Annotated in this window: 21 protein-coding genes; 9 read left to right on the top strand and 12 right to left on the bottom strand. The window is 73.8% G+C overall.

Annotated elements, in window-relative coordinates; translation table 11 throughout:
• Positions 1-15 precede the first annotated feature (15 nt).
• Positions 16-516: a sigma factor gene (locus CRP52_RS29600; RefSeq protein ID WP_257032916.1), complete on the top strand. Its 501-nt coding sequence runs from the start codon at positions 16-18 to the stop codon at positions 514-516.
• Positions 447-725, top strand: coding sequence for a hypothetical protein (locus tag CRP52_RS29595; protein WP_097239184.1), 279 nt, complete (start codon positions 447-449; stop codon positions 723-725). Before CRP52_RS29600 ends, CRP52_RS29595 begins: the two co-directional genes overlap by 70 nt.
• 231 nt (positions 726-956) lie before the next feature.
• Here CRP52_RS29595 and CRP52_RS29590 read toward each other — a convergent pair whose 3' ends face one another.
• Entirely contained in the window at positions 957-1,352 is a 396-nt protein-coding gene (locus CRP52_RS29590; protein ID WP_257032915.1) for an SHOCT domain-containing protein, read from the bottom strand.
• 236 nt (positions 1,353-1,588) lie between these two features.
• Here CRP52_RS29590 and CRP52_RS29585 point away from each other — a divergent pair, with 236 nt between their 5' ends.
• Positions 1,589-2,440, top strand: coding sequence for a hypothetical protein (locus CRP52_RS29585; RefSeq protein WP_097239182.1), 852 nt, complete (start codon positions 1,589-1,591; stop codon positions 2,438-2,440).
• A gap of 35 nt (positions 2,441-2,475) precedes the next feature.
• Here the strand turns inward: CRP52_RS29585 and CRP52_RS29580 are convergent, their stop codons facing one another.
• From CRP52_RS29580 to CRP52_RS29560, 5 genes are all read right to left on the bottom strand, one after another.
• Entirely contained in the window at positions 2,476-5,202 is a 2,727-nt protein-coding gene (locus CRP52_RS29580) for a LuxR C-terminal-related transcriptional regulator (protein WP_097239181.1), read from the bottom strand.
• A gap of 133 nt (positions 5,203-5,335) precedes the next feature.
• Positions 5,336-6,226, bottom strand: a complete 891-nt coding sequence (locus tag CRP52_RS29575) for a YhjD/YihY/BrkB family envelope integrity protein (RefSeq protein ID WP_097239180.1) — start codon at positions 6,224-6,226, stop codon at positions 5,336-5,338.
• Between the two features lie 198 nt (positions 6,227-6,424).
• Positions 6,425-6,652, bottom strand: coding sequence for a hypothetical protein (locus CRP52_RS29570; protein WP_097239179.1), 228 nt, complete (start codon positions 6,650-6,652; stop codon positions 6,425-6,427).
• A gap of 12 nt (positions 6,653-6,664) precedes the next feature.
• A complete protein-coding gene (locus tag CRP52_RS29565; protein WP_097239178.1) occupies positions 6,665-8,092 on the bottom strand; it encodes an MFS transporter in 1,428 nt (475 codons plus the stop codon).
• A 116-nt stretch (positions 8,093-8,208) separates the two neighbouring features.
• A complete protein-coding gene (locus tag CRP52_RS29560) occupies positions 8,209-10,038 on the bottom strand; it encodes a glycoside hydrolase family 15 protein (RefSeq protein ID WP_097239177.1) in 1,830 nt (609 codons plus the stop codon).
• A 287-nt stretch (positions 10,039-10,325) separates the two neighbouring features.
• Here CRP52_RS29560 and CRP52_RS29555 point away from each other — a divergent pair, with 287 nt between their 5' ends.
• Positions 10,326-10,847, top strand: a complete 522-nt coding sequence (locus tag CRP52_RS29555; protein WP_097239176.1) for a hypothetical protein — start codon at positions 10,326-10,328, stop codon at positions 10,845-10,847.
• A gap of 107 nt (positions 10,848-10,954) precedes the next feature.
• Here the strand turns inward: CRP52_RS29555 and CRP52_RS29550 are convergent, their stop codons facing one another.
• Both CRP52_RS29550 and CRP52_RS29545 read right to left on the bottom strand, forming a co-directional pair.
• Positions 10,955-11,242, bottom strand: coding sequence for an SHOCT domain-containing protein (locus CRP52_RS29550; RefSeq protein WP_097239175.1), 288 nt, complete (start codon positions 11,240-11,242; stop codon positions 10,955-10,957).
• A gap of 42 nt (positions 11,243-11,284) precedes the next feature.
• On the bottom strand, positions 11,285-11,779 hold the full coding sequence (locus CRP52_RS29545) for a DUF6325 family protein (RefSeq protein WP_097239174.1): 495 nt from the start codon (positions 11,777-11,779) through the stop codon (positions 11,285-11,287).
• 403 nt (positions 11,780-12,182) lie between these two features.
• On the opposite strand from CRP52_RS29545, the gene CRP52_RS29540 reads away from it, so the two are divergent.
• Positions 12,183-13,418, top strand: coding sequence for a hypothetical protein (locus CRP52_RS29540; protein WP_257032914.1), 1,236 nt, complete (start codon positions 12,183-12,185; stop codon positions 13,416-13,418).
• A gap of 150 nt (positions 13,419-13,568) precedes the next feature.
• A complete protein-coding gene (locus CRP52_RS29535; protein WP_257032913.1) occupies positions 13,569-14,063 on the top strand; it encodes a DUF7144 family membrane protein in 495 nt (164 codons plus the stop codon).
• Between the two features lie 67 nt (positions 14,064-14,130).
• Here CRP52_RS29535 and CRP52_RS29530 read toward each other — a convergent pair whose 3' ends face one another.
• Complete coding sequence (locus CRP52_RS29530) at positions 14,131-14,664, bottom strand: hypothetical protein (protein WP_097239173.1); 534 nt, start codon at positions 14,662-14,664, stop codon at positions 14,131-14,133.
• A gap of 152 nt (positions 14,665-14,816) precedes the next feature.
• Between CRP52_RS29530 and CRP52_RS29525 the strand changes: the two genes are divergently transcribed.
• Positions 14,817-15,869 (top strand): ArsR/SmtB family transcription factor, encoded by a 1,053-nt coding sequence (locus tag CRP52_RS29525; RefSeq protein ID WP_097239172.1) that lies wholly within the window; start codon positions 14,817-14,819, stop codon positions 15,867-15,869.
• A 218-nt stretch (positions 15,870-16,087) separates the two neighbouring features.
• Here the strand turns inward: CRP52_RS29525 and CRP52_RS29520 are convergent, their stop codons facing one another.
• From CRP52_RS29520 to CRP52_RS37215, 3 genes are all read right to left on the bottom strand, one after another.
• Positions 16,088-16,318 carry a hypothetical protein gene (locus tag CRP52_RS29520; RefSeq protein WP_097239171.1) on the bottom strand — a complete coding sequence of 77 codons (231 nt, stop codon included), beginning with the start codon at positions 16,316-16,318 and terminating at the stop codon, positions 16,088-16,090.
• A gap of 115 nt (positions 16,319-16,433) precedes the next feature.
• Positions 16,434-16,985, bottom strand: a complete 552-nt coding sequence (locus CRP52_RS29515) for a hemerythrin domain-containing protein (RefSeq protein WP_097239170.1) — start codon at positions 16,983-16,985, stop codon at positions 16,434-16,436.
• A gap of 146 nt (positions 16,986-17,131) precedes the next feature.
• Positions 17,132-17,395, bottom strand: coding sequence for a hypothetical protein (locus CRP52_RS37215; RefSeq protein WP_101948262.1), 264 nt, complete (start codon positions 17,393-17,395; stop codon positions 17,132-17,134).
• 449 nt (positions 17,396-17,844) lie between these two features.
• On the opposite strand from CRP52_RS37215, the gene CRP52_RS37210 reads away from it, so the two are divergent.
• Both CRP52_RS37210 and CRP52_RS29505 read left to right on the top strand, forming a co-directional pair.
• A complete protein-coding gene (locus CRP52_RS37210) occupies positions 17,845-18,402 on the top strand; it encodes a hemerythrin domain-containing protein (protein WP_179852963.1) in 558 nt (185 codons plus the stop codon).
• Positions 18,403-18,486: 84 nt separating this feature from the next.
• Complete coding sequence (locus tag CRP52_RS29505; RefSeq protein WP_097239169.1) at positions 18,487-19,128, top strand: HAD-IIIA family hydrolase; 642 nt, start codon at positions 18,487-18,489, stop codon at positions 19,126-19,128.
• Positions 19,129-19,168 lie beyond the last annotated feature (40 nt).

Raw genomic sequence — 19,168 nt, 5'->3', positions numbered from 1 at the left:
CCGCACAGTGACAGCGTGACTCAGACCACCTGCGAACGGCCTCTCGCGCAGCCCGGCGCCCCGGCACCTGCGGCGAGTCCGGTCGACCTGATGGCGGCGGTCGCCCGCGGCGACCAGGACGCGCTCGCCGAGCTGTACCCGACGCTCGCCCCCGCCGTGTACGGGATCGCGCTGCGGACGCTGCGCAACCCCGCCCTCGCGGAGGAGGTGACCCAGGAGGTGCTCCTGGAGGTCTGGCGCACCGCCGCCGGTTACCGGCCCGACCGGGGCGCCGTGCTGCCCTGGGTGCTCACCATCGCCCACCGCCGGGCCGTCGACCGGGTCCGCGCCACCCGGGCCGCCCACGACCGGGAGGTACGGGTCGCCCTGCGCGAGCAGCCGGAGAGCACACCCTCCCGTTGGACGCGGTGGCGGCCGGGCTCACCGGCCGCACCTTGCCGTTCCGGATGCTGGGCGCGGCCGTCCCGCCCCGGGCGCTGCTGGACGCCGTGCGCCGGCTCGGCCCCGGCGCCGTGATGCTCTGGTCGCAGAGCCCGCACACCACCGACCCCGAGCTGGTCCGGCAGGTCGTCCGCACCGCCTGGGGCGCCCGCGGATCCCGCAACCGCGCCCTGGTCCTCGTCACCGGCCCCGGCTGGCGCCGCTCCGACCACCCGGAGGGCATCGCGGGCCCGCGCACCCTGCTGAGCGCCCTCGACCTGCTGGAGCAGGCCGTGACCGGCTGACGCCCCCATTCGATGATCACCGCCCTCCGCTGTGGCGCACGGCCTCGGAGGTGACCGGGTCAGGCTCCGGCGTGCGCCCGCCGCCGAGCCGCCGTCGAGGCCTACGTCGAACGCGCCGCCACCCACGCCGAGCGCTGGAGCGACCAGGTGACCGCCGTCTTCGACCTTGACCCACGCCTGTGGCACCGACGGGAAGGGGGCCACCGGGCCGGGGCGCTGTCCAGGGGCGCGTCAGGTGAGGACGAGCTCCTTGGCGCGCTGGTACTCGTCCTCGGTGATGTCGCCGTGGTTCTTGAGCTCGGCGAGCCGCGCCAGTTCGGCGACGTGGTCGGTGGGCGCGGCGGTGGTGCCGGCGGCGTCCCGGATGTAGGTGCGGAACTCCTGCTCCGCCTCGGCCGCCTCCTGGTACTCGCGCTTCCCCATGCCCTTGCCCCTGGCGATCAAGTAGACGAACACACCGAGGAACGGCAGGACGAGCACGAACACGCTCCAGCCGGCCTTGGCCCAGCCGCTCAGGGCGTCGTCCCGGAAGAGGTCGCCGAAGACTCGGAACAGGAGGAAGAACCACATGATCCACAGGAAGATCCACATGGTCGTGAAGAAGATGTTGAGCAACGGGTAGTCCACCGGGGGCCTCCTGACATCGATGGTCTGCCCCGAACGCCGTGGCAGACGCGGTCTATTGCCGGTGTACCGGGCTGCGGCCCGGCGGGGCATCACCCGCGCCGGGTGAGTTCCGCGCCCGGGGCGGCTCCGCAGCGGCGGGGCTATTCTTGCGACTGATGGGCGGAGCGGAGCGCGCACAGCGGCGACGGCCCGGCCTGGGCGACCTGCTGAGGACGGTCCGGGCGGACCCTGCCCGCATGCCCGAGCGGCTGGCCGCCTTCACGGTGGAGTTCCTGGGCCCCCAGGCGGCCGACACGGTGGTGCGGGCGCGCGAAGCGGAACGAACCGGGACCCCGCGGGGCGAGAGCGTCGAGGCGGTGATCGGGCGGGGCGTGCGCCGCTCCGTGGTGGAAGGCTCGTTCCTCGGCGGTCCCTTCGTGCTCCTGCTGCCGGTCGCGTTCATCGGCGCACTGCTCGCCCAGCTGCGGATGGTGTTGGAGCTGGGCGCCCTGGCCGGCCGCGATCCGTGTGACCAGGAGGCGGCGGTGGAGATCCTGCTGGTGCAGGGCGTCCATCCGACGCGTGCGGAGGCCAGGGCGGCCCTGCGGGAGGCGTCCCGGGGCCCGGTCGACGAGGGCGGCAAGGGCTCCTGGTTCGACGTCGTCCGTCGGCAGGCCTACCTGATCGGCCTGTTGGCCCCGGACGACCCGGCCCGGAGCCGGATCCGCAAGTGGCTCGGCTGGGCCGGCATCGGGGCCCTGCTGGTCATCGGGACGGTGGTGCCGTTCGTCTGGGTGCCCGCCTGCGGCGAGATGTATCGTCGCGCCACCGACCGGCTCGCGGACCGTACCCTCGCCCTGCTCGGGTCGGAGGGCGGCGGGCCCGTGCCGGTCCGGGACCGTGACCGTGACCGGTCCGTGCTGCGCCCCGGCCTGCTCCTGGTCGTGCTGCGGACCGTGGGGGCGTGCGCGGCGACGGTGGGCGGGGTGCTCGTGGTGCTGCTCACCGGAGCTCGGGTCGCCGGCAACTCCTGGCTCGCCGTGTTCCTCGTCCTGCTGGGTGCGGGCGCGGTGGTGGCCGGCTGGCACTGGCTGCGCTCCCGCCACTGAGCACCCGGCTGCGTCCGCCCCCCCGATTCACACGGTCAGATCAGCCGCAGTTCACGGGCCCGCCGGACGGCCCTGCGGCGCCCGGAGACCGCGAGCTTCCGGTTGATGCTCTTGAGGTGCGTCTTGACCGTGTTCACCGAGAGGAACAGTTCGGCGGCGATCTCCTCGGTGGAGAGCAGCCGTGCGGCGCTCTCCAGGACCTCGATCTCCCGGTCGCTCAACGGCTCGACGGGCGGGTCCGGGACCGCGTCGTCTCCGCCCGCCGCCCCCGGCGGCCCCGGGAGGAGGTCGGGGGGCAGCCAGTCGTGGTCGTCCACCGGCGCCGGCCGGGCCCGTAGCAGCTGCCGCAGCCACGGCCCGGCCTCCCGGAACGGTCGGACCACCTGCTCGGACCTGGCGACCGTGAGGGCGCGGGTGAGCAGCCGCCGGGCGCCGGCCTCATCGCCCAGGGCCGCTGCGACCTGTGCCCTGGCCAGCAACACCCGGGCGGTGACCGCCGGCCCGTGGCAGTCACGGTCGGGGATCGCGTCCAGGGCCCGGCGGGCGCTCGGGCCGTCCCCGGCCGCGAGATGGACACGGGCCGCCGCGACGGCGCAGTCCGGGCCCCCGGCACCGTCGCGGTCCAGCACCGCCAGGGCGGCGGCCGGATCGCCGTCGGCGAGGTGCGCGGCCGAACCGACCACGGCCGCGCCCTCCGTCACCCAGGCCGGCAGTGGTCCGGCCGCCGGAGGACGGCCGTCGTCCACCCGGTCGAGCGCGTCCAGGGCTGCCCGGGCCCGGCCGTCGGCCAGCAGGATTCTCGCCCGGACGATCGCCAGGACGGCGGCGACCGCCGGATCGTGCCGGGCCGCGGCCGACCCGGCCGCCCGGTCGAGCGCCGCGCGGGCCGTCGGCAGGTCGTCCCGGTCGACGGCGAGCGTGGCGAGCACCAGCTGACCGACGCCGGTGCGGGAGACCGGCGGCAGGCCGGCGAGTTCGGCTTCGGCCGTGGCCCTCCGAAGACGGGCCTCCGACCGCCCCGGCCGCCCGTCCAGCAGGTCGATCAGGGCGAGGCAGGCCAGCGCCTCGTGGCGCGGACCGGCCGTGGTGGCCCCCGCGGGCGTCCTCGCTGCCGCCGCGAGCGCCGCACTCGCGGCGCCGAAACTGCCTTCCCAGAGCAGCGCCGAGCCGAGGTCGTTCAGCCGCAGCGTGGACAGCTCCGGGTGCCCCGCCACCAGGGCCTTCGGTACCGATTCCTCCAGCCGCTCGGCCTGTTCGGCGGCAGCCCGGGCCCGGTCGGCCGAGCCGGCCAGCCGAGCCGCCAGCACCCGCAGGTGGGCCAGGGTGAACAGGGCCGCCGGGTCGTCCTCGCCCTGGTGTTCGGCGAGCAGCGCCTCCGCGCGCCGGAGGTGTTCGGCACCCTTGTCCACGTCGTGCCGGGTGAGGTCACAGGCTGCCCGGACCAGTTCGGCGGCCGGTCCCTGGGCCTCGGGGGCCATCGTGGCGAACAGCCGGTCCAACCGCTCCGCATCCCGGCCGGTGAACAGCCGCCCGATGGCCAGCTGATCGACCACCTGAGACGCGGCGAACTCCCAGTCACCGGCCGCCGCGGCGTGCGGAAGCGCCTCCGTCAGCTGCCCCGCCCCGGCCAGCCACCGGGCGGCCTTGCGGTGGAGTTCCCGTTCCAGCCCCGGGCTCCGGGCTCCCAGGTGGATGCGCAGGATCTCGGAGAACAGCGGGTGGCACCGGTACCAGGAGTGTCCGACGGGCTCCACGAAGGCGTTGGCCCGGGAGAGGGCGGCCAGGGTCCGCGCGCCGTCCGGGCGACCGGTCAGGGCGTCGGCGAGGTCCGGGTGGATCCGGTCCAGGACGCTCGTCCGCAGGAGGAGGTCCTGGGTCTCGACCGGTTGGGTGTCGAGGACCTCGGCGAGCAGGAAGTCCGCGACCGTGCTCTGCCCGGCCTCGAACTCCGCCAGGTACGCCGCGGGATCGGCGGCGCCCTGGGCGGCCAGTGCCGACAGCCGCAGGCCGGCGGCCCAGCCGCCGGTCCGCTCGGTCAGCGCGCGCACGTTCCCGGCGGACAGCGCGAGCCCGTGCCGGCGCAGCAGCACGGAGGCCTCCTCGGGCCGGAAGGCGAGGTCGGCGGCCCTGATCTCGGTCACGCTGCCGGACGCCCGGTAGCGGTGGATCGGCAGGAGCGGCTCCGTCCGGCTGAGCAGGGCCAGGCGCAGACCGGCACCCGCGTGGCCGAGCAGGAAGTGCAGACCGGAGGCCACCTCCGCGGAGGACACCTGCTCGAACTCGTCGAGCACGAGGATCACGGGCTCGTCCCGGACGCTCAGGTGGGCGGCCAGCCGGGCCAGCAGGGAGTGGTCGACCTCGTTGGCCCGGGCCGGACTGCCGATGCCGGCCGGCAGGGCGACGCCGTGGTACCGGAGCGCTTCCAGCAGGTAGGCCCAGAAGACCCCCGGCGCGTTGTCCTCGTGCTCGACGGTGAGCCAGACCGCCGGACCGGGCAGTCGCGCCGTGGCCACCCAGTCGGCGACGAACAGGGTCTTCCCGGCACCCGCCGGTCCGCTCACCAACAGCAGGGACGTCGGCAGGCCGTCGCCGAGCCGGTCGACCAGGCGCTGCCGGCGAACGAAGGTCTCCGGCGTCGCGGGCACCGCGAACCGCGCCGCGAGCACCGGGTCGCCGCCGGGTATCCGGGACGACGGCCCAGCGTCACCGCGGAAACCGTCCACCAGGTGGCCCCGCGTCCTGGCCGCTGGGCTGGAGGCCATGGTCGTCACCTCGGGGGAGTCATGGCGCGCCGACAACGCGGATGTCTGACGACTCCCATCGTTTCCGACTTCCTCCGGCTCGGCAAAGGGGGCGGGCGGTCCCGTTCAGGGGGCCGCCCGGCCTTCGTGCCTTCTAGCCGTCGTCCTCCCCGGTCGGCTCGGGGGTGCCCAGGAGCCTGGCCAGCCGGCCCTGGCCGGCCACCACGTAGCCGATGCCGATGCCGAGCGTGACGGCAGTGAACACCACGATCAGCCAGCTGAGCAGGGTGAAGACCAGTCCGAGCGGGCCGAACTGGGTGATGCTGCGGTTCAGCGAGCGGGGAACGTAGAGCTTCGACACCCAGGCGAGCGCGGTCAGGCCGGCACTGGTCAGCACGGCCCCCGGGATCAACGGGAGCCAGGAGACCCGCCCGCCGAGCAGAAGGTGCTGCGTCCACAGCCAGAGCAGACCGGCCGTGATCAGGTAGAGGACGACCCCGAGGGCCTCGCCCGCGCCGAATCCGCTCCGCACCTTTCCCTGGAGGACCAGGGCAACGATCCACACCAGCAGCCAGGCGAGCCACCGCCACGCCGCCAACCGCCCGGAAAGGTGGGGCAGGTGCCAGGTTCGCTCGCACAGGCGCTGCAGGATGCGGCTGCAACTCGTGGCCGAGAGCACGGTCACCAGGATGCCGATGCCGCCGAAGGCGTCCGTGGTCGCCTCCCGGCCGACAGGCTGGAGCGCCCGCTTGACGTCGTCGAGCGAGCTGCCCTGGAGGCCGAGTACGGTCCGCAGCGAGTCGGCGGCGCTGCTGCGCGCCTCCTGGGGCAGGAAGGCGGCCAGCACGAACAGCACCGGGATGGCCGTCAGGAACGCCTGCGCGGCGAGGCGGGTGGCGGTGTCCAGGACGTGGATGTGGATCAGCTGGGCCGCCAGCCGACGCAGGAACGGCGCGTCGCGCAGGTCGGCCGTGCGCCCCCGTAGCCAGGCTGACCTGGCGCGGAACCGGTCAGTGCGGGTCGGCTCACCACGCTGCTGCGCCACTCCGCTCTCCCTCGGTCGATGCCGGCGGCCGGGCCGCCGAGTCGCGGCCCGTCGCCGGTCGCCGGCCGCCCGGGTCCGGGGCGGCGGGCCGGCCACCGTCCCAGCCTGGCCGACGGGGCGCCGGGCGGCACCCCGGGCGGTCCGCCGTTCGGCGCAACCGGCGTGGCCGGCGCAGCCCGTCCCGGCGCGGGGGGGTGTTCAGCTCCCCGGCCAGCGGAGCGCCTCCGGCTCGGGCAGCCGGCGGAGCTCCATGACGTGCAACCCGAGCGCTTGGAACCGGCTGAGCAGGCCGTAGAGGTGGGCCTCGTCCGTGACGGGGCCGAACAGCAACGTCTGGTCCGGAAGGAAGACGCTCTCCAGCTCCGGAAAGGCCTCGCGGACGGTCAGTCCTGACATCGCCCCGGCGATACGGAACTCGTAGCGCATGGGGTCCTTCTCTCACGTGCTGTGCCGGGCCTCACCGGCCCCGGCCGGTGCCGGCGGGGGCGCGGTGGAAGTCCGGTCGCGCGGCAGGAACAGTGCGGCGCAGAGACCGATGAGGCCGCAGAGCGCGAGGGCTGCCATGGCCGCCGCATAGCTGTTCCGGGTGAGTTCGGAGACCAGGATCGTTCCGGCGACTGCGGTGCCGATCGAGGAGCCGAGGTTGGAGACGCTGCGGGAGAGGCCGGAGATCTCGCCCTGACGGCTGTCGGGGAAGGCGGACTGCACGATGTTGACGGAGGGGGTGAGCATCAGGCCGATGCCCAGTCCGATCAGCAGCAGTCCGGGGGTGAACGCCCAGACGGAGTCGACGGCGCGCACCAGCAGCAGGAGCACGACGATGCCGACGGTGGTGAGGGCGAAGCCCGTGATGATCAGGGAGCGCTGGGACCGTCGCTCGGCCAGGCGTTCGGCGGCGAGCGAGGTCGCGAGCAGTCCGAGCGTCGCGGAGGTGAACACCGCTCCGGTGGAGATGGCGTTGTAGCCGCGGACGACCTGGAGGTAGGCACCGACGGTGAACGACACGCCCATCAGCACGAGCCATTGGGCGTTCTGGGTGACCAGGCCCAGGTTCGAGGTGCGGTTGTGGAAGAGGCTGGAGGCCAGCAGGGGTTCGCGACCGGTGTCCTCCAGGCGGCGGATCCAACGGAAGAAGCCGCCCAGCACCGCGGCTCCGGCCAGCAGGAGGGCGATCATCAGCCAGGTGTTGTTGTCCGCGGCGAGGATGCCGGTGACCAGCAGGATCAGTCCGCCGGCTGACAGAACGGCGCCGACGGTGTCGAAGGGCCGGGTGCGGTCGGCGGGGAGCGGGTCCTCCAGTTTGCGGGTGAGGAACACGATCACGGCCACGATCACGACCTGGAAGCCGAAGTTGGCACGCCAGTTGATCGCCGTGGTGAGCAGGCCGCCGAGCAGCGGACCGGCTGCCGCGCCGACACCGCCCAGGGCCATGATGGTGCCGAAGGCGCGTGCCCGGGCGGCGGTACCGGTGAACAGCAGCGTGGTCAGGATGTAGACCGGGGGGATCAGCAAGGCCGTTCCGACGCCTTCGAGGATCGAGTTGCCGACGATCAGGACGCCGAGTCCGGGCGCGACGGCACTGAGCAGGGCTCCGACGCCGTAGGTGACGAGACCGACCCTCAGGCAGAGCTTGCGGCCCCAGCGGTCGGTCAGCTTGCCGCCGGGAATCATCAGCGCGGCCATCACCAACAGGAAGACGGTGATGACCACTTGGACGCCCTGGACGCTGGTGTCGAGGTCCGCGCTGATGTCGTTGATCATCACGTTCATGCTGGAGCCGGCGAAACTGCAGATGAACTGGGCCAGCGCCAGCGGGATCAGGACACTGCGCCCGGTCGCGGCGGGGGCGGCGATCGTGCCGGTCATGCCGGGTTTCCTTTCCTGGGGAGGTCACCTGGTACGCGGGGCGGGTGGACCCGCCCCGTGCACCACGTGTCCTCACGCGTCCCGAAGGCCCGTCTCGGCCTCGGATTGCGGCAGGCTCAGGCAGCCCCGTGGCGGTCGAGCTCCTGGTCGAGGGCGAGGGCCGCATCGATGAGTGCGAGATGGGTGAAGGCCTGTGGGAAGTTGCCCAGTTGCTCACCGGAGGGGCCGATCTCCTCGGCGAACAGGCCGACGTGGTTGGCGTAGGTGAGCATCTTGTCGAACGCGTAGCGGGCCTGGTCGATCCGGCCGGCCCGGGCCAGCGCCTCGACGTAGAGGAAGGTGCAGAGGTTGAAGGTGCCTTCGGAGCCGCTCAGTCCGTCGGGGGACGCGGCCGGGTCGTAGCGGTAGACCAGGCTGTCCTCGACGAGTTCCTGGTCCATCGCGTCCAGGGTGGAGAGCCAGTCCGGATCGGTGGGGGAGATGAATCCGACCTTGGGCATGAGCAGCAGGGAGGCGTCCAGGACCTCGGTCGAGTAGTGCTGGGTGAAGGCCTCGCGTTTGGGACTCCATCCGCGCTGCACGATCTGGCGCAGGATGTCGTCGCGTTCCGCGCTCCAGCGCCCCAGGTCGGCGGGGCGGGCGAACTTCCGGGCGATGCGGACGGCGCGGTCGAAGGCCACCCAGCACATCAGGCGGCTGTAGGTGAAGTCCTGGCGCCCGCCCCGGGTCTCCCAGATGCCCTCGTCCGGGCGGTCCCACTGCTCGGTCAGCCAGTCCACGAGCCGGCGGAACGCGTCCCAGCCGCGCAGGGCCCCCATGTCGCTCTCGTCCGCGGTGAACGCGTAGGCGGCTTCGCCGTAGATGTCGAGTTGGAGCTGGTCGGCGGCGGCGTTCCCGGCACGAACGGGGTAGGAACCGCGATAGCCCTCCCAATGGGTGAGGGACTCCTCGGTCAGGTGCGGGTCACCGTCGATGCGGTACATGATCTGGAGCCGTTCCCGCTCGGCTGCGGAGGCCTCGATCCGGTCCCGGACCCACCGGCGGAAGGCCAGCGCCTCGTCGCGGAAGCCGAGGCTGATCAGGGTGTGGACGGACAGCGAGGCGTCCCGGATCCAGGTGTAGCGGTAGTCCCAGTTCCGCTCGCCGCCGATCTGTTCCGGCAGCCCCATCGTTGCGGCGGCGATCAGGGCGCCGGTCGGATGGTAGCTGAGCAGCTTCAGCGTGATTGCCGAGCGCTCCACCATGGACTGCCAACGCCCCTGGTAGGTGGAGGACTTGAGCCACCCGTACCAGAACTGCCGGCAGACGTCGAAAGCGGCCAGCGCGGCTGCGCCGCCCGGTGCGGCGGGCGGAGCGGCACCCGGGGCCTGGGTGGTGAGGACCACGGTGGCCATCTCCCCCGCGTCCAGCGTGAACCGCGCGGTGACGTCGGAACCGTCCGCGCGGAGCACGACCTGGTCGGTGGCCTGGACGTGCAGTTCCTGGCCGGGACCCTGCAGCACCGCGCTGCGTTCGTCCGGCAGGGAGAGCCGGTGGGTGGCCCGGCCGTAGTCGAAGCGGGGCCGGCACTCCAGCACGAAGGGCAGCCGTCCGCGCACCACCCGGGCCGTGCGCAGGATTTGGTGCCGGTCGCTCGGTGACGGCGAGGTGTCGGGGAGCATGAAGTCGACGACCTCGGCCACGCCCTGCGGGGCGAGGAAGCGGGTCATCAGGATGGCCGTACCGGCCAGGTAGAGCTGCTTCACCGTGGCTTCCGGCACCTCGTCCCGGTCGACCGCGAGCCGGCACCGGCCGCCGTTGGCGTGGTCCAGCAGGGAGGCGAAGAGACTGGGTGAGTCGAAGCGGGGGGTGCACCACCAGTCGAGGTCGCCATCGGTGGAGACCAGGGCGGCGGTCTGCAGGTCGCCGATGACCCCGTGCTCGGCGATCGGAGGATACGGAATCACGATGTGCTCCCCGGTGGATTAGGGAAACGGATGGGCGGGGGAACGGCCACGACGGTCACGGGCCTTCACGGTCACGGTACGAACGGCGTACGGGAGGCGGATCACCCGGTCGGGGTGAGAGGCGGCGCCGGGCGGCAGGGCTCCGCGCGGGCCGTGGGCGGCGTTGCGGCGGGCGGCGACGGGGCCCGCTCACCTGCCGGAGGGAGGCGGCGCGCCGGGGAACGGGCGATCATGGGCTGAGCCGGGTTCAACGGTCGTCCCCGGCCGGGGACGGGAGGAGGCGCCTCGTGTCCACGCCCCGCAGCCGTCCCCCCACCGCGCGCGGGCCGGCCCCGGAGGGAACCGCCCACCGGACGGACTACGCCGGAGCGGTCTACGGTTCGATGCTGGCCGCCTCCGTGATCGCGGCCTCCGGAGTGCACGAAACCCGCCCGCGGCTGTCGCTCATCGTGCTGCTGGTGGTCACCGGGCTGGTCTTCTGGGTCGCCCACGTCTACGCCCACCTGGCAGGAGAGCGCGAGGTCGGCCGCCGGGTCCGGTGGAGCCGGGTGCGGGAGGTCGGCCGGGAGGAGTGGCCGCTCGTCGAGGCGTCGGCGCTGCCGGCCCTGGCGGTGTTGGTCAGCCCCTGGCTCGGGACGAGCAACAGCGCCTGGCTGGCCCTCGGCGTCGCCGTGGCGCAGCAGGTGGGCTGGGCGACCCTGGGCGCCCGTCGGGCCGGTGTCCCCACCGGCCAGGTGGTCGTCGAGGGCGTGGTGAACCTCCTGCTGGGCCTGATCATCGTGGCGGCCAAGGTGGCGGTCGGACACTGATCCGGCCGACGGGTCCCGGGGGATCCGATCCGGATGCGGTGGTGCCCGTCCCGGCGCCGGACCGGGACGGGGCACCACCGCGCGGACGGCGGCCGGCGCCGGCGGCGTCAGCCGGCGAGGAGCCGCTGCTTCTGCGTGGCGAACTCCTCCTCGGTGAGGACTCCCTGGTCCTTCAGCTGCGCCAACTGCTGCAGCTGGGCGATTCGGTCCTCCATGCTCGGTGCCGCAGGCGCGGCCGGGGCCGGGGGCGGGGGCGGGGGCGGGGGCGCCGCTTCGGCCTCCATGTCCTGCTGGGCCCAGCGGCCCGCCTGACGGCGGGAGACCCGGTTGGACACGGCGGTCGCCGTGCCGGCGACGACGGCGGTGCGCGCGATACCGCGCAGCAGTCCAGGCATGTCTCGTCTCTCCTTCTCTCCGCGGCTGTGCCGTGCGCGCCGTCAGCCGGCGGGGGACGGTCCGGGAACGGAGCCGTACGTGGGGTCCGCCGCGGCGATGCCCTCCAGGTCGTCCAGCGATTGCAGCAGGTCCGGCAGGGGTATCCGGCCGCTGGCGACGACCCGGGCGCCGCCCCGGCGCAAGGCCGTGGCGAACGGCGCGGCCCAGGTGTTCTCGTAGATCAGTACCCCGGCCGAGTTCCCGGGCTCAAGGACTCCGGCGGCCTCCGCCAGGTCGTCGGCGCCGACCAGACCCGAGCCGACTCCCTCGAAGACGGCCAGGTCCAGTCGACCGTCACCGTCGAAGTCGGCCAGTTCCATCGCCGCGACGGTGCCGTCGGCGTCCTTGCGCACGAACGCGAAGTCCAGGATGCGGATCACACCCCGGTCCACCAGGTCGATCAGCAGCGGCAGCCCTTCCCCGGTCATGCGGTTTCCGGGGAACTCGACCACCAGGTAGTCGACGGGCCCGGTCTCGACGAGGTCGTCATCGGCCATGGCGATACTCCTTCCACGTGGTGTCGGTCGCCCGGCCCACCGGCCCGGGCACCGGTTCGACGGTTCGACGGTTCGACGGTTCGACCCTAGGGACGGCCGTCCCCCTGCGGATCACCTGCCCGGGGTGAGAACAGCCGATTCCCTCGTCGGTGTCTCGGGACGCGGGCCGCCGGGCGTCACCACGTCGCGGGGCTTCCTGCTCCGGGCGGCCCAGCCCGGCGTGCCGGGTGGCCGCCGGAGTGGAGTGAATGGGGAACAGCGGTGATCCGGCCGCGTGCCGAACCCTGGAGGACCGTTGAACGGGCCAGTGGCACCCCCTCCGTCCGAGCCCCCCTCCGAAACACCGGACACCGGGGGACCTCCGTCGGAGCCGCGTCACCGCTCCCGGGCTGTGGGCATCGTCATGAGCACCGTCTCGGCCGTGCTGATCACGCTGGCCTGCATCCTGGTGCCGGTCTCGCTGCTCACCGTCTGGGTCCACGACATCGCCCTGGACACCGACCGGTACGTCTCGACGGTCGCGCCGCTGGCCACTGATCCCGCCATCCAGGACGCCGCGGTCAAGCGGATCAGCCAGGCGGTGGACGTGAAGGTGGACGGCTCGGCGGTCGCCTCCGACCTGGCCGGGTGGCTGGAGTCCCAGGGGCTGCCGCCCAGGGCCGCGGCCGCCGTCAAGTCACTCGGTCCCAAACTCGACGACGCGGTCGACCAGGTGGTGACCAAGGTCGCGACCGGGGTGGTGCAGAGCGACGCCTTCCCCACCGTCTGGACGCAGGCGAACCGCTCCGCGCACGCGGCCGTGGTCCAGGTCCTCACCGGAGAGGGCCGCGGCGCCGTCGGGGTCGAGGACGGCACCGTCACCCTCGACCTCGGGACGGTCGTCGACCGGCTCAAGGAGCAACTGGTGGCCGCGGGCCTCACGCCGGCCGAGAAGATTCCGGACGTGAACAAGCAACTGGTGCTGTTCCAGTCCGACAAACTGGCGAAGATCCGCGGCGGGGCGCACGCCCTGGACGTGGTGGGCAACTGGATGCCGGTGATCACCGTGCTGGTCGGCGCGGCCGGCGTGCTGCTGGCGCGGCGCCGGCGCCGGGCGCTGGTCACCACGGCCCTGGGCGCGGCCGGTGCCTGCCTCGTGGTGGCGATCGCCCTGGTGATCGCCCGCCACTACTACCTCGACCACCTGCCGCGCGCCGTGCAGTCCCCGGCCGCCGCGGCGGCCGTCTTCGACACGCTGCTGCACTTCCTGCGGATCAGCCTGCGCACCGCGATCGTGCTGGGTGTGGTGGTGGCGCTCGGGGCCTACCTCTCCGGTGCGGGGCGGCTGCCGCGCGCCGTCCGCGGTCGGGCCGACCGCGTCGCGGACTCCGCCGCCCGCTGGGGCGGCTCCCACGGCGTGACCACCGGCCGGGCCGGTACCTGGACCGATGCCCACCGCCGCGGTCTCGCCCTCGCGGTGGTCCTGGTCCTGGCTCTGGTGTTCGCCCTGTGGAACCACCCGACCGTGCTGACAGTGCTGCTGCTCGTCCTGGTCCTCCTCGCGGTGCTGGCCGTACTGGCGCTGCTTGCCGCCTCCGGGCGGCACGGGGGCCGGGCGCCCCAGGACAGGACGCAGGCCCGGCCCTACCGTGGACCTTAGGGCGACTGCCGAGTTCGGTGACTCCACCGCGTCGCCCGTGACCGGGGCCGGCCCCCACGGCTCGTCCGCCCCGGATCGCAAGCCGGACGGGTGCACCCTCCCCGGAGTCCCTCCCGCCGCGCGGCGGTCGCCAACGAAGGAGTCAACGTCATGAGCAGCAGTGTCACCGGAGCCGGCCGCACCGGCCAGGAACCCGAACGGCGGCGCTTCGCAACCGGGTGGACCGTCTTCGCCGCGATCATGCTGATCGCCGGCGGCACCATGGCGATCTTCCAGGGGATCTCCGCCATCCTCAAGGACGAGCTGATCGTCGTCACCCGCCACTACGTGTACTCGATGAACACCTCGGGGTGGGGATGGGTCCACCTCATCCTCGGGATCGTCGTCGTCCTGGCGGGTGTGGCCCTGTTCAGCGGGGCCGCATGGGCGCGGGTCGTCGGTGTCCTCATCGCCGGACTGAGCATGATCGCCAACTTCCTGTGGCTGCCCTACTACCCGTTCTGGGCCTTGGTGCTGATCGCGATCGACGCCTTCGTCATCTGGGCGCTGTGCGTCGGCACGACCAGGACGGCGGACGTGCCGGTCCCGGAGCCGCCAGTCCCGCCCGCGGCCACCGCAGCCGGCGACGGCGGGTCGGTCAGGTAGCCGTCCGACCGGTGACGGCCCGGACGGTCCGACGGGAGCCGGACCGTCCGCGGACCCGGGGGACCGGTCAGGCGAGGGTCTGGCAGAGGTTCTCCACCTGATGCTGGACCAGCACCTCGACCTGCTGGTCCGAGTGCACGAGCAGCACCGCGCCTCCGCTGAACACGTAGTCGCCGACCGCGTGGTACGGGTTTCCGGGGTGAACCTTGGCGGAGATGTGCGAAGACCGCGGAACGTCCCACAGCGTGCTGCCGTCCGGCAGGCGGTATTCGGTGGCTCGACCGCTCTGGTCTCGGTCGACCTGGGCGCCGGTGTCCACGTTGGTGTACCGCAGGATCAGCGGCCCTCGCCAGAGGACCTTCTCGGGAGAGCCGTCAGGGTAGCGGGCGACGGTCTTGGTCTCCTCCTGGTCGAGCAGGTCGGTGATGTGCAGGTGGAACGGGCAGAGCGTCCCGGCGGGCGCGTCGTAGTCCTGGCCGTGGTACGGCTGCCAGCCGTCATCGCCGTCGGCCTGCGCGGCCGGGGCCGCCGACATGAGGACGGCCGTCGCCAGGACCGCGGCGAGGGCGGCCGGTCGGGTGAGGTACGGCGGCATGCGCATGGACGCCTCCTGGGTGTCGGGTCGGGACCGAACGGCCGCCTGGAAGCCCACTGCCGCCGCGGCCGTGCACTGGGTATCGTCGGACCGGGGCGGCGCCGGCGCGACGCTTTCGGCCTGAGCCGAAAGCCCGGGCACGCCGGGAGGGGCGGAGCGTGGTGCTGCGGATCCACTTCACGGCCGAGGACCTGCTCGGCACCCGGTTCGCGGACGGGCCCGCGCCACTGCTGGAGCTCGAACTGACCGTCGCCATGCTGCAACGGCCCGGCGTGGACCCCGCGTTCGCCCGGCGAAACCGCCTGCTCGGCGCCGCGGCCTCCCGTTCCGTCGTGCCACTGACCGAGCTGGTCCCGGCGACCGGTGCGGGTCCGTTCTTCCTCGATCCGCTCAGTGTCGACCTGGAGCACGGGCTGGAGTTGGTTCGTTCGTCGACCAACGAGGTGGTCCGCAGCGAGCTCGACCGCATCTGCCGCAACGGACTGCCCGTCACCCCGCTGATGCGGGGCCTGGCGAACGCGGACCGGCAGGCCTGGCGGTACCTGGAGGACAGCCTGCGCACCTCCCACTCGGCGCTGATCGACGCGGTCTGGCCGAGGCTGCGCACCGGCTTCGACATCGACCTCGCCTGGCGCGGGCAGGTGCAGCGCGAGCAGGGGCTGCGCGGGATGCTTGCCGGCCTCTATCCGGGCAGCCGATGGCGCGGCAGCACGCTGGAGATCGCGGTGGCCAGGCAGCTGGACTTCCGCCTGGAAGGCGGCGGCGTCCTGCTGCTGCCGTCCGCGCAGTGGACCGGGGAACCACTGTGCGGGCCTCTGCCGGACGGACCGCTGCTGCTCGTCTACCCGGCGCTCACCCCGCTGCCCCACCTTCCCGAGGAGGCACCGGCACCGGGGGCGGCGCCGGAGGAACCGGTGGCAGCACTGCTCGGCCGGACCCGCTCAGCGGTCCTCCGGCTGACGCTGCGCGAGCCGACCACCAGTCAGCTGGCCCGTGAGCTCGGCATTTCGGTGGCCAGCGCCTCCGAGCACACCCGGACGCTGCGGCGGGCCGGGCTGGTGAGCACGGTACGGGCCGGTCGGGCGGTGCGCCACAGCTGCACACCGCTCGGCCATCGGCTGCTCGCCGCGGCGCAGTCCCCCGCGCCGCCGCCCCTGCCCGGCCGGGCAGGGGCGGCGGTGACGGCAAGCCGTGCTGTGGCCGGCCCTTGAGGCACAATCCCCGGCCACCCCACGCCGAGGTCCGACCACGCGCCCGTCACCGCAGCATTCGATTGCGGCGACAACCGACCTGCCGGCAGCCGCGCTTGGGCCGCGCCGGATTGCGGCGCAGGCCCCGGACGTGCTCCCCCAGCACCCGGCGGCCCGGTCGGGTCGAGCCGGAAGTCCGCGCAGGCGGACGCGGGGGCGTCCGCCCCACGGTCGGTCGGTCACGGGGCCCAGGCGTCGGCCGCGGGCGGCTCGGGCTCCTCGTCGTCCTCGTCGTCCCCCTTCGCCCGGACGTCCGGGGGCGTGGGAGCGGTGATGTTCCGCTGCTCCGAGGACCGCTCCCGGGTCTGCTCGTCGATCTGCGGAGCCTCGACCTGTGGGGTCCCTGGCTGCGGGGTCCCGGGCTGCGTGGTGTCGGGCTGAAGGGTGTCGTTCCGGTCGGGCACGCTCATGGCGAACTCCTTCCTCGTGGGGATCGGCCGGGAGAGCCGTCAGGGCGACCGTCCCGGGCCGTTGGACGGCGTCGGCAAACGGGTGTCGCACACGGTGTCGGCCAACCTCGGCGGGTCAGTCCGAACCGCCCCGCCCGGTCACGAAGTCCCGAGCGCGGTCGACCAGGCCGGCGCCCGCGGCGATCAGCTTGTTGTCGGGGGCGTTCGGGTGGGGCCTGGTGGGCGCGAGCTTCTTGGCCCGCCGGACCTGCTCCCCGAGCTCGTCGAGCCGCTCCGGCGGGCAGGCTTCGGCCAGGGCGGGGAACAGGTTCCGCTCCTCGTCCTGGACGTGCGCCGTGACCTCGGAGACCACCCGGTCGACCAGGACGTCGAATCGCGCGTCGCCGCAGTCCACGCCTTCGAGTTGCTTGAGGAGACGCTCCACGATCTCGTGGTCGGCGATCTCCTTGTCCGCGAGGGCGTCACCGCCGGGGACGTGTTCGCGCACCGCCGGGTACAGGTGCTGTTCCTCGGCCACCGAGTGGCGGACCAGCTCGATGGTGAACCGTTCGGCGATCTCCCCCCGCCGTTCGTCGCCCGCCGGCAGCGCCTGGACGCGGGCGAACAGCTCCTCCACCTCCCGGTGGTCCGTCATCAGCTCGATGATCACATTGCCGCCGTGTCCCATGGGCTTTGCTCCCGTTCTCGGAGTGGATGGAATGGCGTGCCCGGCCCGGGGCCGGGCACCGCCGCCCTCGCGTGTCCCCGACTTTCGCGAAGGTATGCCGGCGCCGGGCGGAAACGGATCGAACGGATCAGCCGCCGCCGTCCGGTTCAGGAGCCGTTCTCCGGTCCTGGACCGTCGTCCCGCTCGTCCGAGCCGAGCCGACGGGCCCGGCCGGGCTCGACGGTGGTCGCGTCCCCCTGCTCCTGCGAGGGAGCCTCGGCGGGGTCCTCGGACCCGTGTGGCCCGTGTGGCCCGTCCTCCCGGCCGCCGGCCTTCCCGACCGGCCCCGGTGCGCGGGGATCGCGGCTGTCGTCCTGCGGATCGTGGTGCAGCGGCACGCCGCCCGCACCGCCCTGGGGGATCTCGTCCACGACTGCCTCCTCGTCTCGTGGCGCGTACGCCGGTCGCTTCCTCGCCTCGCGCGTGCCCGGCCCGCGGCGGGCCAATCCGGGCCGGCGCCGCGGGCTCACTCGGGGCCGGTCGGCAGCGGCACCGGGTCTTCGGGGGCCGGCCCGGGCCTGCCAGATGCCGACCCTTCCGCTGGAAGCCCCCGCGGCCGGGGCCGCCCCGACGTCTCCCCGGCGGGCACCCGGCCAAACGCGCCCCGCCGGGAGGTGTAGCGGTGTCGGCCCGGGGCATCCGCCCGGCACGTCCCGGTTACGGAAACGACCACCGGGACGGCCAACGTCATCAAGAGGCAGGGTCGGCGATGCGCGCCACGACGGCGGGTCCACCGGTGAGGCAGGACCGGACGATTGCCCCCGCGCAAAACGGGCTGGCGCCCCCGTTCAACCGCTCCCGCCGTCGGACGGAGACCGCCATGAACGGTGCCGAAGGGTTCCCCAGCCGGCTGTGCGCCGAACACCGGGCCATCGAGGCTCTGCTCCGGCAGCTGGACCGGATCACCACCCGCCGCGGCACCGACGGCGAGGCGCTGCGCCTGCTGGACGCGCTGCGCCGGCTCCTCGAACCGCACCTGGCGGCCGAGGAGGACCACCTGTACCCGCTGGCCCGCCGCGCCCTGCCGAACGGCGAAGCGCTCGCGGACGCGGCCGTCCACACCCACGCGGCGATCCGCCGGCTGCTCGACCGGGCGGACGACGGCCGCCTCACCCCCACCGAACGGCGCCACGCGATGTCCGTGCTGGTCGTCGTGGTCCGCTCCCATCTGCGCGGTGAGGAGGAGCAGTTGTTCCCCGCCCTGCGGGTCGGCGGCGCGCCGGAGGACTTGCGCCGGTGCGAACGCCGGATGCGCGAGGCGCGGGCGCCGCGGGCGGGCGGCCCGGTCTGGGGGCTGCCTCCCGGAGCCGGGGCGATCGCCGCGCTGCGGGACGGCGTCAGCGGGCACCGTACGTCCGGCGACCGGCACTCGCCGTAGGGCGCGGCCCGCGCCGCGGGAACGGTTCACGCTCCGTTCGCCGCAGGCCGTTTGACACTCCCCGGCTCGGCAACCCGCAGAGGTATGGCGTACCTAGGAGAACCCGTCCCGACCGTCCCGCAGCCGCCTCCGTCCGACCACCGTGACCGGCCCGGCCCGTGGCTGTTCGACCACCGCGGCGCGGACGCCGCCGGCGCCCCGGCGGGCGCGGTGCTGTTCGGCCGGGACGGGGCGCTGCTCCAGGACGTCTCCTGCAACGGCGACCCCGCCATGGTCCACCCGATGGCGGGCGTCCGGGCCGCGCTCGCGGCGCTGCGCGCGGCCGGCTTCGCGCTCGGCGTGGTGAGCAACCAGCCGGGCGTGGCCCGCGGTCTGATCGGGCTTGACCAGGTCGAGGCCGTCCAGGCGCGTGCCGAGACCCTGTTGGGCCCGCTCGACGTCTGGGCGGTCTGTCCGCACGGCTCGCACGAGGACTGCGGCTGCCGGATGCCGGCTCCGGCGCTGGTGACGGCCGCCTGCCGGGCGCTCGGTCTGCCGCCCGCACGGGTCACCGTGATCGGGTGCAGCGACGAGGTGGCGACCGCCGCGATGGCGGCCGGGGCCCACGCGATCCGGCTGCCCGTGGCCGCGCCGCGGACGAACACCGGCTGCCCGCCGTGCACCCTGACCATCTGCCGGACCGCGGACGATCCCGAGCTGGCCGCCGACCTGCTGCTCCGGCGCTGAACTCCCCCGTGACACCCCGCCCCCGCCCCGACTCCAGGAC

This window comes from Streptomyces sp. 1331.2, from assembly GCF_900199205.1.
In the GTDB taxonomy this organism is placed as follows: Bacteria; Actinomycetota; Actinomycetes; order Streptomycetales; family Streptomycetaceae; genus Kitasatospora.
This window is presented reverse-complemented; position numbering and strand designations above follow the sequence as displayed.

What these genes read in the sequence shown, in the direction of transcription:
- CRP52_RS29515 (WP_097239170.1), bottom strand. Translation starts at nt 16,985, where the DNA reads ATGGGACACGGCGGCAATGTGATCATCGAGCTGATGACGGACCACCGG.
- CRP52_RS29540 (WP_257032914.1), top strand. Translation starts at nt 12,183, where the DNA reads ATGAGCACCGTCTCGGCCGTGCTGATCACGCTGGCCTGCATCCTGGTG.
- CRP52_RS29595 (WP_097239184.1), top strand. Translation starts at nt 447, where the DNA reads ATGCTGGGCGCGGCCGTCCCGCCCCGGGCGCTGCTGGACGCCGTGCGC.
- CRP52_RS29565 (WP_097239178.1), bottom strand. Translation starts at nt 8,092, where the DNA reads ATGACCGGCACGATCGCCGCCCCCGCCGCGACCGGGCGCAGTGTCCTG.
- CRP52_RS29550 (WP_097239175.1), bottom strand. Translation starts at nt 11,242, where the DNA reads ATGCCTGGACTGCTGCGCGGTATCGCGCGCACCGCCGTCGTCGCCGGC.
- CRP52_RS37210 (WP_179852963.1), top strand. Translation starts at nt 17,845, where the DNA reads ATGAACGGTGCCGAAGGGTTCCCCAGCCGGCTGTGCGCCGAACACCGG.
- CRP52_RS29580 (WP_097239181.1), bottom strand. Translation starts at nt 5,202, where the DNA reads ATGGCCTCCAGCCCAGCGGCCAGGACGCGGGGCCACCTGGTGGACGGT.
- CRP52_RS29535 (WP_257032913.1), top strand. Translation starts at nt 13,569, where the DNA reads ATGAGCAGCAGTGTCACCGGAGCCGGCCGCACCGGCCAGGAACCCGAA.
- CRP52_RS29520 (WP_097239171.1), bottom strand. Translation starts at nt 16,318, where the DNA reads ATGAGCGTGCCCGACCGGAACGACACCCTTCAGCCCGACACCACGCAG.
- CRP52_RS29505 (WP_097239169.1), top strand. Translation starts at nt 18,487, where the DNA reads ATGGCGTACCTAGGAGAACCCGTCCCGACCGTCCCGCAGCCGCCTCCG.
- CRP52_RS29545 (WP_097239174.1), bottom strand. Translation starts at nt 11,779, where the DNA reads ATGGCCGATGACGACCTCGTCGAGACCGGGCCCGTCGACTACCTGGTG.
- CRP52_RS29570 (WP_097239179.1), bottom strand. Translation starts at nt 6,652, where the DNA reads ATGCGCTACGAGTTCCGTATCGCCGGGGCGATGTCAGGACTGACCGTC.
- CRP52_RS29530 (WP_097239173.1), bottom strand. Translation starts at nt 14,664, where the DNA reads ATGCGCATGCCGCCGTACCTCACCCGACCGGCCGCCCTCGCCGCGGTC.
- CRP52_RS29585 (WP_097239182.1), top strand. Translation starts at nt 1,589, where the DNA reads ATGCCCGAGCGGCTGGCCGCCTTCACGGTGGAGTTCCTGGGCCCCCAG.